Source organism: Mesorhizobium sp. M1A.F.Ca.IN.022.07.1.1 (assembly GCF_003997575.1).
GTDB lineage: Bacteria > Pseudomonadota > Alphaproteobacteria > Rhizobiales > Rhizobiaceae > Mesorhizobium.
Genome location: NZ_RZST01000127.1, coordinates 1 through 15,083, shown reverse-complemented (window position 1 = coordinate 15,083; position 15,083 = coordinate 1). Strand labels below are relative to the sequence as shown.

Genomic DNA, 15,083 nt, shown 5'->3' with positions numbered 1-15,083 from the left:
GGCAATATCAGCGGCTGAAAGCAAAGTCGGGCAGCCGGCTGGCCAGGATGCTCACCGGCGAACGGGCCGAACGGGAAACGGCAACATTGGCCGACAATACGCCGCCCCCGGCGCCGGCTGAAAGATCAGCGGAGGCTGCCGCGCCGGGCGGTTAGCTTTTCGCCATCGGGCACCTTGATGCCGCGGTCGGCCTGCCGCGCCTTGTCGGCGGGTATCGGCCCGCTCCTTGCGATCATGGCGAACACCAGAACGAAGTACCCCACCTGAATGACGACAGCGCAAATCACGGCGCGCATGATGATGGTGCCAAGCGATTCGCCGTCGAGCCAGGACCAGCCGACTACAACAGCGAGCGTGAATATCATCCCGACGATGAACTTTGGCAAAGACATGCTCGTCGGCCCGTCAACCGGCACGCGCAAGCAAAAGCTGTGGTCTACCCACCGGCGTAACTCCCCGTTCCGCCAGAGAGCTATTTCTGGCTGCCCAATCAGGCCGGTTGCTTCCGGCCTTTCCGACCCATCCAGACTATGACAGCAACAGTTTGCCACTCTATTAAGGCGAGACCTTTGCGGCAAGGCCAAATGCACATGAAGCCAAGGGTTTCGCGGCATCGACTCTGCCATGCTGCGGCGCACACCCCTGCATCGCCACCTATTCACTATAGCGAAATCCTCGACAGTAGAACCCGAAACATTAACCAGTATTTAATGCGAAGAACTTACCTGAGCGAGTGATTCCTACGACATGCAACCGTCGTTCGTCTGCAGCAAAGAATGCATTGCCCAAAATCAGCCCAAAAGCTGTACTACATCTCCCAAAAAACGTCTCACCTTGTCATAAACATGCCACAAAGGCCAAAATTTGGGCAGGGCAGGTTTATTATTTGATCAATTCATGACGGGAACATTTCACGCGAATGGGAAATTGTGTGTTGCGCTGCAGCATTTTTTTGGTATCGTGCCGTAAACCATCCGTTCAACGTATGGAGCTTTTGCATGAGGGACGTCGCCAAGCCGGCTAATGCGGGTTTTTCGCAGGCCGGCATTGATTTTCCACCCCCCATCGGCGGTCTGCTCAAACGCAGTTTCGATATCGTCGGTTCCCTGGCGGGTCTGGTCCTGCTCAGCCCGCTTTTCCTGATGGTCGCCCTGCTGGTCAAGCTTTCCGACCGCGGCCCGATCTTCTACGGCCACAAGCGGATCGGTCGCGGCGGAAGGATTTTTGCCTGCCTCAAATTCCGCACCATGGTGCAGGATGGCGAGAAGGTGCTCGCCGCGCACCTGGCCGCCAATCCGGATGCCGCCGCCGAATGGGCGGCGACGCGCAAGCTGAAGGACGATCCGCGCGTGACGCGTGTCGGCGCGGTGCTGCGGAAGCTCAGCCTCGACGAGCTGCCGCAAATCATCAACATCCTGCAGGGCGACATGAGCCTGGTCGGGCCCCGCCCTGTTGTACGCGACGAGCTCGAGATCTACGGCAGCGCCGCAGTCTATTATCTGAAGTCGCGCCCGGGCCTCACCGGGCTGTGGCAGGTGAGCGGGCGCAACGACGTGTCCTACGACACGCGCGTCGCCTTCGATCGCCACTATGTCGAGAACTGGTCGATGGTCGAGGACATTCGCATCATCGTCAAAACCGTGCCTGCCGTGTGGATGGCGCGCGGCAGCTATTGACCGCCAGGCCTGTCCCGCCAATCTCGGGACAGGCGTCCGGCAGTAATCTCATCGGGCGGATGGGGCTAACGCGGATCGGAAACGTTCATTGAAAAACCACCCCCTCGGACTCCTTTCCAAGGCGCCCAGCCGGTTTGCGGCCGTGGCGCTTGCCCTGTCTCTTGCGATTCCCACCATGGCGGTGGCTGGAGACTATCGTCTCGGGCCGCAGGACAAGCTCAACATCCGCATTGCCGAGTGGCAGACGGTCGACGGCACGTTCCGCGACTGGTCATCCATCAACGGCGACTATTCGGTCGGCCCCGCCGGCACGCTCTCGGTACCGTTCGTCGGCGAGATACAGGCGGCCGGCAAGACGACCTCGGAGATCGCTGCCGCGATCGGTCTCGCGCTGCAGCGCAAGCTGGCACTGCCCGACAAGCCTGAAGCCTCGGTCGAGATGGCGCAGTTCCGGCCATTCTACATTTCGGGCGAAGTGCAGAACCCTGGCCAGTTCCCCTACGTGCCGGACCTTACGGTACTGAAGGCGGTGAGCATCGCCGGCGGCATCCGGCGCAACGCCGATTACGGCCCTCAGCTCGGCAAGGACCTGGTCACCGCCAAGGGCAGTTTCGATATCTATGACGACCAGCGGCTGCGGTTGATCATAAAGCGTGCCCGCATCGACGCAGACCTTGCCGGCAAGACGAGCTTCGAGATTCCGAAGGAAGCTGCGGACGACCCGAGAACGCAGGCCATCGTTGCCGACGAAATGCAGATCCTCACGGCCGACCAGAAGGCGCTGAAGCTGAAGCTGGACGCGCTTGATGACCTGAAAGGCGTGCTCGAAGGCGAGATCGAATCGCTGCAGAAGAAAATCGCCAACCAGCAGCAGCAGGTGGATCTGGCGCAGCAGCAGCTCACCAGCATCGGTCCGCTGGCCCAGAAGGGCCTTGTCGCCAATGCGCGACTGCTCGATTCGAAACAGTCGGTGGCGGACCTGCAGGGCAAGATCCTGGATTATGAGACGGCCATCCTCACCGCCAAGCAGTCGATCAGCAAAGCTGATCAGGACGCCATCGATGCCCGCAACACGCTCAATTCCAACCTGGCCGCGAGCCGGCAGCAGGCCGAGGCCGACCTGAACGAGGCGACGCTGAGGACTGCTATGCAGAAGGGCCTGATCGCCGCGGCCTCGGATCCCGCAATGGCGGCTGCCATAACAGGCGGCCAGGAACCGGCCCTGCTGTATTCGCTGGTGCGTGTCGCCGACGGCAAGACCAGCGAGATCGACGCCAAGGAAGACACGCCGGTGCTGCCGGGCGACGTCATCAAGGTGAAGCTGGCGCCGAGTGCCGGCGGCCCACCCATGGCCAGCCAGTAGCCGGGCGCCCGGGCCTCGCTCAGCGCGGTCCGCGGGAGGAACAAGTCAGGCTCGTTCGCGCCAAGGTGCGGGCGAGCAATCTGTTTGGACCGCTTGAAGGCATAGAATGCAGCCTGCCGCTCCGCGTCACGTCTACCTGAACCTCGACGCCATCCGCGGCGTGGCGGCGATCAGCGTGATGCTCTATCACTTCTCGCCCTTTCTGGCCGACGGCAAAGTGCTGCCGTCGAGCTATCTTGCGGTAGACCTGTTCTTCCTGCTCAGCGGCTTCGTCATCGCCCACGCTTACGACCGCAAGATCGAGAACGGCATGGGCTTCGGCACCTTCGTGACCATTCGCCTGATACGCCTCTACCCGCTCTACCTCGCCGGCACGTTGCTCGGCTGCTTCTATCTGCTGGTCAAGAACAGGCTGATTGCGACAGAATACATGCCGTTGTCGGAGATCGGCACGCAGCTCACGACAGGCATGCTCTTCATTCCGCTGGTCGGCGATGCCTACCATACGATCTTTCCGCTCAATCCCGCTTCGTGGTCGCTGTTCTTCGAGCTGATCGTCAACATCGCCTATGCCGCCGTCTTCTTCCTGCTGTCGAAACGTGTGCTGACGGTGCTGGTAGCCGTCAGCCTGGTGCTGCTGATCGTCGCCTCGGCACTTGCCGGCACGCTCGATTTCGGCATGACCGGCAAGACCATCATCAGCGGGCTCCCGCGCGTGTCGTTCTCCTTCTTCCTCGGCGTGCTGCTCTGCCGGTCGATGGCGCGCTACCAGGATGGCCTCGGCTTTCTGCGGCGGGGCTGGTGGGTCGAGGCCGCGATCCTGCTTACGCTGATCGTCTTCGCCATCGCGCCTGCGGGTGCTGCCGGGCGTGTCGCCTACGACCTCGCCTCTATCGCCGTCGTGTTCCCGCTGATGGTGGTGACCGGCGCGGTGGCACCGACGGCGCCGCGACTGGCTAGCTTCTATGGCTGGCTGGGGCGGGTCTCCTACCCGATCTACATCATCCATACGCCGATGCTGATGATCATCGCGGGGGCCGGCAAGGCCGCGTCGGTCGACCCGTTCGCGCATCATCCCTGGTTCGGCATCGTGATGGCCGCTGCGGTCATCGTCATCGCCGACATTGCCACCCGCATCTATGACGAGCCGGTGCGCCGCTTCCTGCAGCGGCAAATGCAGCGCTCGCGAGCCGTGGCCTAAAGCGCGTCGCAATCTTTCAGATTTGCTCCGCGCTCTTTTAGGTTTTTGCTCTTACGCATGTCTTTGACCCGAAATCGGTTCTCGCTTTCGTGGGACATGCTTTAACTCCTCGACGCGACCGAGGCGAAAACCGCGATCAGACCGGCGCCGGCATGTGGCCGTTGGCCGGCTTTTCATCCTGGACAGGAATGGCAACCCGCCGTCGCCGGGCAACCGGCAGCGGGTTCAGCTTGAACAGGCCATAATAGACGATGAAGGAGGCCATGAAATAAGGGCCGAGGATCTCGACCTCGAAGAAGGAGCGGATCAGCATCAGCCCGACGGCGCCGGCGAGCACCACCGAATCGGCGCTCCAGACCCCGAACACCACCTTCGAGATATGGCCGTAGAAGGCGCGCAGGATGATCAGCGCCAGCATGGTGACGCCGACGAAGCCGATCTCGACCAGGGTCTCGATATAGGTGTTGTGGAAATGGAAGCCGGTGCGGGTCGTGATGTAGAACTCGGCCCACAACCGTTCCGGATCGGCGAACCCTTGCACCCAGTAGGCGGCATAGCCGTAGCCGAGCAGCGGGTGCAGCTGCGCCGCCTCCCAGCCCTGCTGCCAGAGATAGGTGCGGCCGGTCAGCGTCGAATCCTTGCCGAAGATGCCGAGCACGACGTCCAGCAGGCCAAGGTTCAGCGCGGCCACCACGCCGGCTACCAACGCGCCGCCGCCGACCACGAACAGCACGCGGCGGTAGCGCCGCGACAGGACCCTGCTCATGGTGAGCAAGATGACGATGCCGAGCACCGCCGGCAGCGAGGCGACGGATGTCGCCGAGTGGGAGATTGCCAGCATGTATGCCGACATCAGGATGATCGGCGCGGTCCAGAAGAAGCTCAGCCAGTTGCGCCGGTAAAACATCAGGAAGACGAAAGACAAAAAGATGCCGAACGACGAGAAGAACCCGACCTGGTTCTTGGAGGCGAAGGCGCCGACGAAATTGAAAGTGCCGTCCATTATGTCCAGCGCGTAAGCGTTGACTTTCAGCGAGTAGAGCAGGACGACGAATATCCCGATCAGCGATCCCAGGACCAGCGTCCGCACGCTGATGGTGCGGGCCGCGATATAGGCACAGACGATATGCGAGGAATATTGCACCGCCGCACGCGCGCTGATGCCGGCGGCCTGCGACCAGAAGACCGACAGGCAGACATAGGTCGCGAAGAGTATCGGCAGCCAAGCGTTCGAGAGCTTCCAGGTGAAACGCCGGTAGTCGACGAAGAACAGCGGCAGCCAGACCGCGTAATAGGCGAGGATCAGGACCTGACCGAAATTGCTGGAATAGGCAAAGGCAAGAACGGAAACCGCGACGGCAAACGCGCCATAGGCCTTGTTTGCCTCCGGATCGAGCAGAATGGATTTTGGAATCTTCATGCCGGATTTTTCGTCCGTTCAGCCTTGGAGCAATTCCAGGAAAAGTGTGTGACTGTCTTTCGTCGGGAATTGCGTAAACAACAGTTAGCGCGGGTCAGTGTCTGATAGCCGGCACGAGCCGACGTTCGGCCCTACCGGGTTGATTGTGCACTGCAGCATAATCTATCGCCCTATCGCCGGTGGCTCAACCGGAAATGTTGCCACGGGCAAAGAGGCGTTATCACAGGCATATTGCACAGCGAAAAGGCCGGAATGGGGCGGCCTGTTGCTCGTTGGCGGATGAATCCTTTCCGAAAATCGATTTCGATTGCTCATGCGAGAAGGTCCCCGAGCAAGATGCCCAGGCGGCCGCCGCGTTCTTCCGAGCGGAGGAAGCGGTGGCCTTTATTCTCCGGCGTCGTCGCCGACTTTGCAATCTTGAAGTGTTGTCCTGATCGGGGTGCAGTCTTGACGACCGAGAGGCGAAAGCTCGACATCACCACCGAGCGCGAGCTCTCCTGCAGTTCTTCCAGAACCGCGCGGAGGTGTAGCTGGAGGCCTGTCATGGTAATGCGGTCGTTGCAATGAGATAGGACAACCGCCTACGCTGTGAGGACTCTTATTGCGCTGGAGAGAAACGAATGGCCAAGCCGCGAATCTTCCTGGGCTCGTCAGGAAAACAGAAGAAGCTGTTGCAGGCGCTGCAGCGTGGCCTTGAAGATATTGCCAATGTCGAACCCTGGACGACATCCTTCAATCCCGGGACGACAACGCTGGGGCGTCTCCTGGAGCTGACGCGCGAGGTCGACTTCGCCGCTTTCGTGTTCGCCCAGGACGACTGGACGAGCGCGAGCCAGCCGGAATCGACCACCACTATTCCCGCCCAGGCTTCTCCGCGAGACAATGTGGTTTTCGAGGCCGGCCTGTTCGGCGGGGTTCTCGGCATGCGCCGGACCTTCATCCTGCACGCGAATGGTGCCAAGCTTCCCAGCGATCTGCTCGGCCTGACGTCGGTACGCTACGGCGAGGCAGCGACCGCCGCGGAGACCAGAGCAATCAATCAAAAACTGCGAAATGCCATCGAAAATGAGGGGCGAGTCGCCCGCATAGAGGGGTTTTGGTGGCAGTTCTCCCTGTCAGAGCGCACAGCAAGGGAGCCTTCCGCGGTCAGTCTGCTGAGGATCTCGCGGGACCGCAACGGCGCGCTGGAGCTGAACGGCCGCTCATGGCAAGAGAATGGCAGCCTGTCGGCCAGATACTGGAGCGAGGCGTCGAAGGAGAAAGGAGAGTCTTCGGGCATCTTCTACTATTGGAACGGGGAACGGCCGTTGGACGCGAACGCGCCGCAGCTGCACGGGACAGGCGAGATCCGGCTGGAATCCGCCGAGCGCGCGTCCGGATATTTCACGACACGTTCGGACACGAATCCGGAGGTGAATGCGCGAACGTCCGGCGTCTATCTGCGCGCCGATCCGCAGGACTTAACCATCCTGGACGGGAACGACAATCAGCGGCGCGTGGAGTTGATCGCAGAACGGCTAAGTCACTGGAAGTCGATCAAGAATGTCTGACGACAGTGCTGGCAGTCGCGGCGAAGGCGCCGGCGCTTGACGAACGGACCGTTCGGCCCAACAGATTGTCGGGAACGTCTCGATCCCGGAACATTTGGCGGATGCAGGCTGGGGCACTGACCGACTATACCGTAAGGCTGTTCGAGCGCGGCTATATCTGCCTGCCGCTTCGTGCCGGCGGCAAGCATCTCGACCTCGCGGCCATGGAGTATGATCCGTTGCACCTGCGGACGCTGCGCAAGGACCTGAAGGAACTGGCGTTCACCTCCATCACCTTCCAACTGGCGCAGAAGCCGCCGGGCCGCAGCGACGTCGCGCGCTGGTTTGGCGACTTTGCCGGCAATGTCGGCATATTGGGCGGATTTGGGAACCTGATGATCCTCGATTTCGATGACGACGCCGGCTACCGTGCCTGGCGGTCCGGTCACAAGGCGATTGCGAACGGCACGCCAATAGCAAAATCGCCGAGCGGATTTCATGTCTATCTAAGAACGCGGGAACCGGTGATCTCTTCCAGCCTCCATTTCGGCTGGCGCCGGGTGGGTCACGCGAAGGCGCTGGGCGGTTATGTCGTGGGCTGCCCGTCGGTGCTGAAGGACGGCTCCTCCTACAAATGGATCGAAGGCCAGTCGCCATTCGACATCGAACCTCAGTTGGTGGGCAATCTTGACAGTCTTTCGCTGCGCCCGGTGTCGATGCTCAAGCATTGCTATGACCGGCTGCTCAAGCGCGGCTTCTTCGAACAGCAATGAGCGGCTCACCTGTGGCGGCTGACATCACCGTGGTTATCCCGGCAAGAAACGCGGCTGCAACCATCGTGGCGGCACTCGGCAGTCTGGACTCCGACAGAGCGGTCATTCGCGAGATTCTCGTGATCGACGACGGGTCGAACGACCAGACGGCTGCCATGGCGAGGCAAAGCGCGCACCGTCACGGCTTGCCACTGGAGGTGGTGAGCGTTCGACTGGGCAGAGCGGGCGCCGCGCGCAATGTCGGACTCGAGCGGGCAAGCGGCACTTCCATATTCTTTCTCGATGCCGACGACGAGGTGATGCCCGGCAGCCTGTCGCGGCTGAGCGCGGCGCTGGCAGGCCGGCCTTGCGCCGGCCTTGCCGTCGGGGCCAGCATACGGCGGACAAAAAGCCGGCCGGACAAGCTCAAGGCACCGCAAGGCTACGGCGCGGACCGGCGAGAGAATGTGCGGCGCTACCTTCGCAACGAAGTGTGGCCAATCGCGATGGGAAGCGCGCTGGTCGCCGACTGGGCGACCGCAAACCTCCGCTTTCCGGAAACGATCGGCCTCGATGAGGACACCTGCTACTGGACCGCCGTGCTGGCCCGTGCCAACGTGGTTACCGTCGAGACCCCGGTGCTGCTCTACCACCATGACGAGGAACGTATGGCGCGCCGCTTCATCACGGCACCGCGCAGGACCTTCCTTGCCATAGCGCTGGAACTGAACGGGCTGGCTGCCGCCGGCGTCGAACGGGAGGCGGTGCAGTGGCGCAAGGCCTGGATAGCTCAGCGGATCGCCCGACAGCTGATCAGGCACCGCAAGTTCGCCGATGCTGGCGGCATGATGCGCGCGGTCCGAGCGCATAAGGAGCTGGGCCGCAGTTGGAAGGCGATGCGATATCTGGCCAGGATCCGAATCGGGCGACTGACCGAGACTGAGGCTAGGATGTCGCCAATGCCCAATTCAGCGACGTCGCGCCGCACGCTGATCATATGCCACGACCCGCCGTTTCCGCCGAGGTCCGGCGCCGATCTCAGGAATTTCGGCAACGCGACGGCGGCAGCCGCGTTCGGCCCGGTCTGCCTGGCCTCGCTCCTGCCGCGAAGCAGCGACGTCCAACCTGCCGGGCCAGACATTCGCGTGACCGAGCTCATCAACAAGTCCGAACCGCGAGCGCCTTCGCTCGCCCGCTGGAGGGCCAAGGGCGAGAGCCGGATACCGCTCCCGGCGCTGGCGCGGCTCAAGGCGCTCGTGGCGGATTTTCGCCCGGATACTATTGTCGTCGAAGGCGTTGGTCTGTTCAGATTTCTCGCTCCGTTGCGGCCGATGGTCCGGCAACTCGTTCTGGACATGCACAATGTCGAATCGGATCTCGCCGGTCAGTTGCCGCGCAAGAAGCGTTGGCGGCCGTTTTCCTCAGACCTCAGGGCGCTCGAGAGAAAGGCGGCAGCCATCGTCGACCGTATCTGGGTGTGCTCGCAACGGGATCGTCAGCGGCTGGAGGCGTTTGTCCGGCCGCAAGTCCCCGTCCACATCGTGCCAAACGGCATCCCGCGAGCGGACGAGCTGCCGCGGCTACTGCCGCTGCAACGAGCCGTCTCGGATGCGTTTCCGCTCATCCTTTATGTTGGCCATCTGAGCTATCAGCCGAACGTCGACGCCGCCGAGCGGCTGGGGCACACCATTTTGCCCCGCATTCGCCAGACGCTGCCGACCGCGAAGCTCGTTCTTGCCGGCCGTTCGCCTGAGTCGCGCGTTCGCGCCCTGGCAGGACTGGATGGGGTCAGTCTGGTCGAGGATCCGGACGACATCAGACCTCTATTGTCCGTTGCCCATCTCAGCATCGTCCCGCTCGCCATGGGCGGCGGCACGCGGATCAAGATCCTCGAAGCAATGGCCTGGGGGGTCCCGGTCATTGCAACGCCGCTGGCAGCCGAGGGTCTCGACCTGATCGAGGGCGACGAGGTGCATCTGTCGGACACCGACGAGGGATTGGCCGACATGGCGGTCAGACTTTGTTCCGACCATGCGCGCATGGCCAGCCTTCGCGCCCGGGCCCACGACGCCGCATGGTCGCGGTTCGGGCCGCAAGCGATCCGCGAGGCCGTCGGTCAGGGCCTGGGCCTGGATGGCACCCGCGTCGACGCCGACTGTGACCAAGTTCAAGCCGTGAGCCGCGGATGATCCCGAAAATCCTGCACCAGACGTGGAAGACCGACATCGTCCCACCCCGTTTCCAAGGCTATGTCGACAGCTGGAAGCGGCATCATCCGGACTGGACGATGATGTTCTGGAACGATCGGACTTTGCTCGAGTTCGTGGCCGCACACTATCCCAGCTTCCTGCCGACCTTTTGCAGCTACGAGTATGGTATCCTGCGCGCCGACGCGGGCCGCTATCTGCTTCTCCACCATTTCGGCGGCGTCTATGCCGATATCGATTGCGAATGCGTGGCGCCGTTCGATCCGCTCCTGGGCGAGGATCGGATCGTGTTCTGCACGGAGCCGGACGCCCACGCACGCGTGCAGGCGGACTTTCGCGGATTGCCTTACCTTCTGTTCAACGGGACCATGGCCAGCCCGCCGGGGCACCCGTTCTGGCTTCATTTGCTGTCGTTCCTGCCCGGGCTCGTCCGCGCAAAACAGGCGATCGACGCCACCGGGCCGTGCGTGCTTACCTCCGCGCAACTCGGCTATCCTGACCAGACGGCGTTTGCGATCCATCCGGCCGAGTTGTACTCGCCTCTCGATTCGTCGGGAAAGCGGGCGGGCAGCGGCGGCATGACGTTGTCGATCCACCACTGGGCGGGCACATGGTGGACGCCGGAGAGGCCCACCCGGTTGCGGCATAGGCTGCGCAAGTTGATCTACCAGGCCCGACACCGCCTGACGCGCGGGACTGTTTCCGACGAGCAAGCCGCCCGGCAAAGCGTCAGCCAAGCGGCCATCGCGGCGCCGCCGCCATTGGGATCCAACCTCGCCGTGCTGGTGCCGCTGCGCGATGCGGCCCAACACATAGAGCCATTCCTCGCCGCGTTGCGGCAGCTCGACTTCCCAAGAGACAAGATGAAGCTCGTCTTTTGCGAAGGCGACAGTTCAGATGGCAGCTGGGAGCGGTTGCAAGGCGCCACTGCAGCCCTGGGCAAGGACTATCGCGATGTCGTGCTGCTGCGGAAAAAACTCGGCACCGAGCTTGACCGCGACAAGCGAGCGAACCGGCAGCTGCAACGCTTCAGGCGCAGCGGCATCGCCAAGGTGCGTAACCATCTGATCGATCATGGGCTGAGAGACGAGGACGACTGGGCGCTGTGGATCGACATCGATGTCTGGCGTTTTCCAGCGGACGTCGTGACCCGGCTGATTGCAAGGGGGCACCGCATCGTCGCGCCGCACTGCGTGAAAGTCCCAGGCGGCGACAGCTTCGACCTCAACAGTTTCGTCACTGTGCGGCACAACAGAGATCATAACTACTTCCGCCATGTTCACGACGGTCTCTATCAGCCTCCGCGGCACACACATGCAAGGCTGCATATGAGCGATGTCCGCCACCTCGACAGCATCGGCCTGGACGGTGTCGGCGGCACCATGCTCTTGGTCGATGCCGCCTTGCATCGCGGCGGCCTTCGCTTTCCGGAGATCCCCTATCGCGACCTGATCGAGACCGAGGGTTTCGGTGCCCTGGCGAACGATCTCGGCATCAGGCCGATCGGACTGCCGCGGCTGGAGATACAGCACGTCCCCTGGTGAGGCCCCGCCTTTCCCAGTTTCCCTCCAGAAACAGCCGGCCGCGAAGGGCAGCCTTCCAGCATCGCAACCGAATTCGCCGGACGCTCGACCGCTGAACGGCCGACGGCCGGCCAGTCACCGCGCCCATGCCGCGCTGGGGGCATCGACCTGCGAACTGCGCAAGAGGGCAGCGCCGCGCGACCATCAATCGTGCAACTCTCTCGCGATTGGCGGGCCAACGCTGAAGCCCGAGAACATCACCTCGAAGCCTTCGCGCTGCGGCGAGCAGCACATCATGCCGACGTCGACGCTCCGCGAGACCGGGAAATGGGCCAGCCGCACCGGTTTCCAGCGGCCGTCCGCGGCATCGAGGTACTGAACGCGAATGGCTTCGGCGTGGCGGGTCAGACGAATCCTCACGCCGTCGGGGTCTGTCGGAATGCTGACCAGCGACCAGTCGGAGGTGTCGTTGGTGACGACAACGGAAAAATAGGCGAGGCCGTCCGTGTATTCGATGCCGGCCTTGATCCAGTGCGTTTCGCTGAGCCGCAGCATCAGCCCGCCCTGATCGTAGAGCGCCTTGTATTCGCCCTTGACGGTGACCCCGGCGCTGAAGTCGCCCGCGACGGGACGATAGAGGAAATGGCCATTGTCGCGGCGGAAGCCGTAGAAGGTCTCGCGCCAAAAATCGGTCTCCTTGCCGGTGCGGACATGCAGCGTCCCGTCGCCGAACACATGGTGCGGCGGCGGGTTGAGCCAGGCCATTCCGGCAAAGTCAGAGGTCATGACGCCTGCCCGTCAGCCGGCGAACGTGTAGGCCGTCTTGACGGTGGTGTAGAACTCCATGGCGTAGCGGCCCTGCTCGCGCGGGCCGTAGCTCGAGCCCTTGCGGCCGCCGAACGGCACATGGAAGTCGACGCCCGCCGTCGGCAGGTTGACCATCACCATGCCGGCTTCGGAATTGCGCTTGAAATGCGTCGCGTGCTTCAGGCTGGTCGTGCAGATGCCGGAGGTCAGGCCGAACGGCGTGTCGTTGGCCACAGTCAGCGCCTCGTCATAATCCTTGACGCGGATGACATTGGCGACCGGGCCGAAGATTTCTTCGCGCGAGATGCGCATGGCGTTGGTGGCGCCGGTAAACAGCGCCGGCCTGAGATAGAAGCCGGGAGTTTCGCGCTCCAGCCGCTCGCCGCCGAAGGCGAGTTCAGCGCCTTCCTGGCGGCCGATGGCGATATAGTCCTCATCCTGTTTGAGCTGGGTCTGGTCGACGACCGGGCCGATCTGGGTCTTGGCGTCCAGCGCGTCGCCGATGACCAGCTTGTCCAGGCGTTCCTTCATGGCGTCGACGAAGCGGTCGTGGATCCCTTCGGTGACGATGAGGCGCGAGGACGCGGTGCAACGCTGGCCGGTCGAGAAATAGGCGCCGTTGACGGCACAATCGACGGCCACCGCAAGGTCCGCATCGTCGAGCACGACCAGCGGGTTCTTGCCGCCCATCTCGAGCTGGAACTTGCGCATATGCTCGACACTCGCCGCGGCGACACGCTTGCCTGTGCCGACAGAGCCGGTGAAGGAGATGGCGTTGACGTCCGGGCTGTCGAGCATGGCCTGGCCGACGACAGAGCCCTTGCCCATGACGAGGTTGAGAACGCCCTTCGGCAGCCCGGCACGATGCAGGATGTCGACGATGGTCCAGGCACTTTCGGGGACCAGTTCCGCCGGCTTGAAGACGATGGTGTTGCCGTAGGCCAGCGCAGGCGCAATCTTCCAGGCGGGAATGGCGATCGGGAAGTTCCACGGCGTGATGATGCCGACGACGCCCACGCCTTCGCGGGTCATCTCGACGCCAACGCCGGGCCTGACGCTCGGCACAAGCTCACCAGACAGTCGCAGCGTCTCGCCGGCGAAGAAGTCGAAGATCTGCGCGGCGCGGATCGTTTCGCCGACGCCTTCGGCCAGGGTTTTGCCTTCTTCACGGGCGAGAGACCGGCCGATCTCGTCCTTGCGCGCCATGATCTCGTCGGAAGTCTTCTTCAGCACGGCATGGCGCGCCAGCGGGCCGGAGCGCGACCAGGCCGGGAAGGCCGCCTTGGCGGCCGCGATGGCCTGCTTGGCCTCCTCCGGCCCGGCCGAGGCGTATTCGCCGACCACATCGTTGGTGTTCGACGGGTTGATGTTGCGCGAGCCGGCCTCGCCCAGCCACTCGCCGTCGATCAGGTTCTTGCGGAGCACGGTCATCTTCATTCCTTCGAGATTGGCTTGCTTCTTCGAGATTGGCTGGCGTGGCAAAGCGCCGGTCATTTGTCAGACAAATGATATAGCCATGGTCTGCGGAAACGTCTACCCGAGAAGCTTTCGATAAAGGTAGGCGCGCGGCGGTGGAAGTCCACCGGCTTCGTCCGCGCCCCATGTCACGACAAAGGCCTGACGGCCTCCTTCAGACGGAGAACGACCAGAACAGGCAGGCGAGCGTGACCGCGGCGAAGATGACGAAGAACAGGCTTCTGAGCAGGATGTTGCGGCGAAGCTCATTCATGGCGAGATGCGCGCCGACGATCGCCGGGACGAACAGGAATCGCCAGTTGAGAAGGGTCCAAGGCACCTCACGCTGGCCGAGCGCCCATCGGGCGAGAAGCGAACCGACAATGGCGGCGAACAGCACGATCGTTGCCCAGAAGATCGCGTCGGCGGCATGCGTAAGCACAACCCCGGCGGCGCGGATGGGCAGGATCATCATCAACAGCGCGCTGAAGAAATAAATGGCGGCGATGGCCAGGAACGAACCCGCGTCGGCAATGCCGTCGAGGCGCTTAACGCCGAAGGCGCCTTGAGGGTAGCCGTGCTTGGCGACCGCCAGCGACAGCGCCATCAGCAAGGCGCTCAGAACCGTGACCAATGCGAATGCGCCGAGAGCCTTGCTCATGCCGTTCCCTGTCGAGACGAATCACGGGAGTCTAGCAGAGCGCGGCTGCCGAAAACCGCAATTCACCTCGCGGCAGTATCGAAGCGTCAGGGCTCTTGCGAGGCCGAGTGGAGTTCGGCCTTGCGCCGGGCGGTCTCCAGGCCGACGTCGATGAAGCGGCGCGCATGGCGGGCCAATTCCATGTTGTCGGTCCACAATTGCGCCAGATCGCCGTCTTCCTCAAGAGGTTCTCGCCGACGATCTCGGAGGAGAAGGATTCGCGTCGAGCACGACAGCGCAGGCGGGGCCGGTGCAGGCGTGGCGACGACGCTGGTCTTGTCCGGGATATTGGCCGATCTAGGCGACCTGACCGGCCCGATTACACATTGGACGCCTTCCGCCGGCGCTGACCTAACCGATGCGAGCGCCGCTTGCCGGATCGAACAGATGCAGCGCCGCTGGGTCGGCGGCGAGGCGGACCTCGTCGCCCGGTTTGACATTGCTGCGGCC

The 15,083-nt window shown here is 62.9% G+C and carries 13 protein-coding genes and 1 pseudogene; 7 read left to right on the top strand and 7 right to left on the bottom strand.

Translation table 11 applies throughout. The features are described 5' to 3' along the window. Positions 1-125: 125 nt before the first annotated feature. Entirely contained in the window at positions 126-392 is a 267-nt protein-coding gene (locus EOA75_RS16150) for an exopolysaccharide production repressor exox (protein ID WP_067003432.1), read from the bottom strand. A 606-nt stretch (positions 393-998) separates the two neighbouring features. Between EOA75_RS16150 and EOA75_RS16145 the strand changes: the two genes are divergently transcribed. The 3 genes from EOA75_RS16145 to EOA75_RS16135 all read left to right on the top strand — a co-directional run bounded on the left by EOA75_RS16145 (position 999) and on the right by EOA75_RS16135 (position 4,240). Then, positions 999-1,676, top strand: coding sequence for a sugar transferase (locus EOA75_RS16145; RefSeq protein ID WP_067003431.1), 678 nt, complete (start codon positions 999-1,001; stop codon positions 1,674-1,676). A gap of 175 nt (positions 1,677-1,851) precedes the next feature. After that, positions 1,852-3,039, top strand: a complete 1,188-nt coding sequence (locus EOA75_RS16140) for a polysaccharide biosynthesis/export family protein (protein WP_127247916.1) — start codon at positions 1,852-1,854, stop codon at positions 3,037-3,039. 106 nt (positions 3,040-3,145) lie between these two features. After that, the gene (locus EOA75_RS16135) at positions 3,146-4,240 is read left to right on the top strand and encodes an acyltransferase (RefSeq protein WP_127324646.1); all 1,095 of its coding nucleotides are present in this window, start codon (positions 3,146-3,148) and stop codon (positions 4,238-4,240) included. Positions 4,241-4,376: 136 nt separating this feature from the next. Here EOA75_RS16135 and EOA75_RS16130 read toward each other — a convergent pair whose 3' ends face one another. Together EOA75_RS16130 and EOA75_RS16125 are read right to left on the bottom strand one after the other, a co-directional pair. Then, positions 4,377-5,660, bottom strand: a complete 1,284-nt coding sequence (locus EOA75_RS16130; protein ID WP_095777019.1) for an O-antigen ligase — start codon at positions 5,658-5,660, stop codon at positions 4,377-4,379. Between the two features lie 311 nt (positions 5,661-5,971). Further along, positions 5,972-6,205 (bottom strand): hypothetical protein, encoded by a 234-nt coding sequence (locus tag EOA75_RS16125; protein WP_127324645.1) that lies wholly within the window; start codon positions 6,203-6,205, stop codon positions 5,972-5,974. Positions 6,206-6,280: 75 nt separating this feature from the next. Here EOA75_RS16125 and EOA75_RS16120 point away from each other — a divergent pair, with 75 nt between their 5' ends. The 4 genes from EOA75_RS16120 (at position 6,281) to EOA75_RS16105 (ending at position 11,692) form a co-directional block, all read left to right on the top strand. Then, the gene (locus EOA75_RS16120) at positions 6,281-7,210 is read left to right on the top strand and encodes a TIR domain-containing protein (RefSeq protein ID WP_095824337.1); all 930 of its coding nucleotides are present in this window, start codon (positions 6,281-6,283) and stop codon (positions 7,208-7,210) included. Positions 7,211-7,311: 101 nt separating this feature from the next. Then, positions 7,312-7,962: a bifunctional DNA primase/polymerase gene (locus EOA75_RS16115; RefSeq protein ID WP_127324644.1), complete on the top strand. Its 651-nt coding sequence runs from the start codon at positions 7,312-7,314 to the stop codon at positions 7,960-7,962. Then, a complete protein-coding gene (locus tag EOA75_RS16110) occupies positions 7,959-10,130 on the top strand; it encodes a glycosyltransferase (protein ID WP_127324643.1) in 2,172 nt (723 codons plus the stop codon). The genes EOA75_RS16115 and EOA75_RS16110 overlap by 4 nt, the downstream gene beginning before the upstream one ends. After that, positions 10,127-11,692 carry a glycosyltransferase gene (locus tag EOA75_RS16105; RefSeq protein WP_127247771.1) on the top strand — a complete coding sequence of 522 codons (1,566 nt, stop codon included), beginning with the start codon at positions 10,127-10,129 and terminating at the stop codon, positions 11,690-11,692. The genes EOA75_RS16110 and EOA75_RS16105 overlap by 4 nt, the downstream gene beginning before the upstream one ends. 183 nt (positions 11,693-11,875) lie before the next feature. Here EOA75_RS16105 and EOA75_RS16100 read toward each other — a convergent pair whose 3' ends face one another. The 4 genes and pseudogenes from EOA75_RS16100 to EOA75_RS16085 form a co-directional block, all read right to left on the bottom strand. Beyond that, the gene (locus EOA75_RS16100) at positions 11,876-12,457 is read right to left on the bottom strand and encodes a DUF1349 domain-containing protein (RefSeq protein WP_095824341.1); all 582 of its coding nucleotides are present in this window, start codon (positions 12,455-12,457) and stop codon (positions 11,876-11,878) included. A 12-nt stretch (positions 12,458-12,469) separates the two neighbouring features. Continuing rightward, complete coding sequence (locus EOA75_RS16095; protein WP_067324714.1) at positions 12,470-13,909, bottom strand: aldehyde dehydrogenase family protein; 1,440 nt, start codon at positions 13,907-13,909, stop codon at positions 12,470-12,472. 199 nt (positions 13,910-14,108) lie between these two features. Next, positions 14,109-14,594: a hypothetical protein gene (locus EOA75_RS16090; RefSeq protein ID WP_095799194.1), complete on the bottom strand. Its 486-nt coding sequence runs from the start codon at positions 14,592-14,594 to the stop codon at positions 14,109-14,111. Between the two features lie 86 nt (positions 14,595-14,680). After that, positions 14,681-14,853, bottom strand: a pseudogene (locus EOA75_RS16085) (sugar phosphate isomerase/epimerase); the annotation flags it as partial. Between the last annotated feature and the right edge of the window lie 230 nt (positions 14,854-15,083).

Coding starts and splice junctions, on each gene's coding strand:
- EOA75_RS16150 (WP_067003432.1), bottom strand. CDS start 392: ATGTCTTTGCCAAAGTTCATCGTCGGGATGATATTCACGCTCGCTGTT.
- EOA75_RS16145 (WP_067003431.1), top strand. CDS start 999: ATGAGGGACGTCGCCAAGCCGGCTAATGCGGGTTTTTCGCAGGCCGGC.
- EOA75_RS16140 (WP_127247916.1), top strand. CDS start 1,852: ATGGCGGTGGCTGGAGACTATCGTCTCGGGCCGCAGGACAAGCTCAAC.
- EOA75_RS16135 (WP_127324646.1), top strand. CDS start 3,146: ATGCAGCCTGCCGCTCCGCGTCACGTCTACCTGAACCTCGACGCCATC.
- EOA75_RS16130 (WP_095777019.1), bottom strand. CDS start 5,660: ATGAAGATTCCAAAATCCATTCTGCTCGATCCGGAGGCAAACAAGGCC.
- EOA75_RS16125 (WP_127324645.1), bottom strand. CDS start 6,205: ATGACAGGCCTCCAGCTACACCTCCGCGCGGTTCTGGAAGAACTGCAG.
- EOA75_RS16120 (WP_095824337.1), top strand. CDS start 6,281: ATGGCCAAGCCGCGAATCTTCCTGGGCTCGTCAGGAAAACAGAAGAAG.
- EOA75_RS16115 (WP_127324644.1), top strand. CDS start 7,312: ATGCAGGCTGGGGCACTGACCGACTATACCGTAAGGCTGTTCGAGCGC.
- EOA75_RS16110 (WP_127324643.1), top strand. CDS start 7,959: ATGAGCGGCTCACCTGTGGCGGCTGACATCACCGTGGTTATCCCGGCA.
- EOA75_RS16105 (WP_127247771.1), top strand. CDS start 10,127: ATGATCCCGAAAATCCTGCACCAGACGTGGAAGACCGACATCGTCCCA.
- EOA75_RS16100 (WP_095824341.1), bottom strand. CDS start 12,457: ATGACCTCTGACTTTGCCGGAATGGCCTGGCTCAACCCGCCGCCGCAC.
- EOA75_RS16095 (WP_067324714.1), bottom strand. CDS start 13,909: ATGACCGTGCTCCGCAAGAACCTGATCGACGGCGAGTGGCTGGGCGAG.
- EOA75_RS16090 (WP_095799194.1), bottom strand. CDS start 14,594: ATGAGCAAGGCTCTCGGCGCATTCGCATTGGTCACGGTTCTGAGCGCC.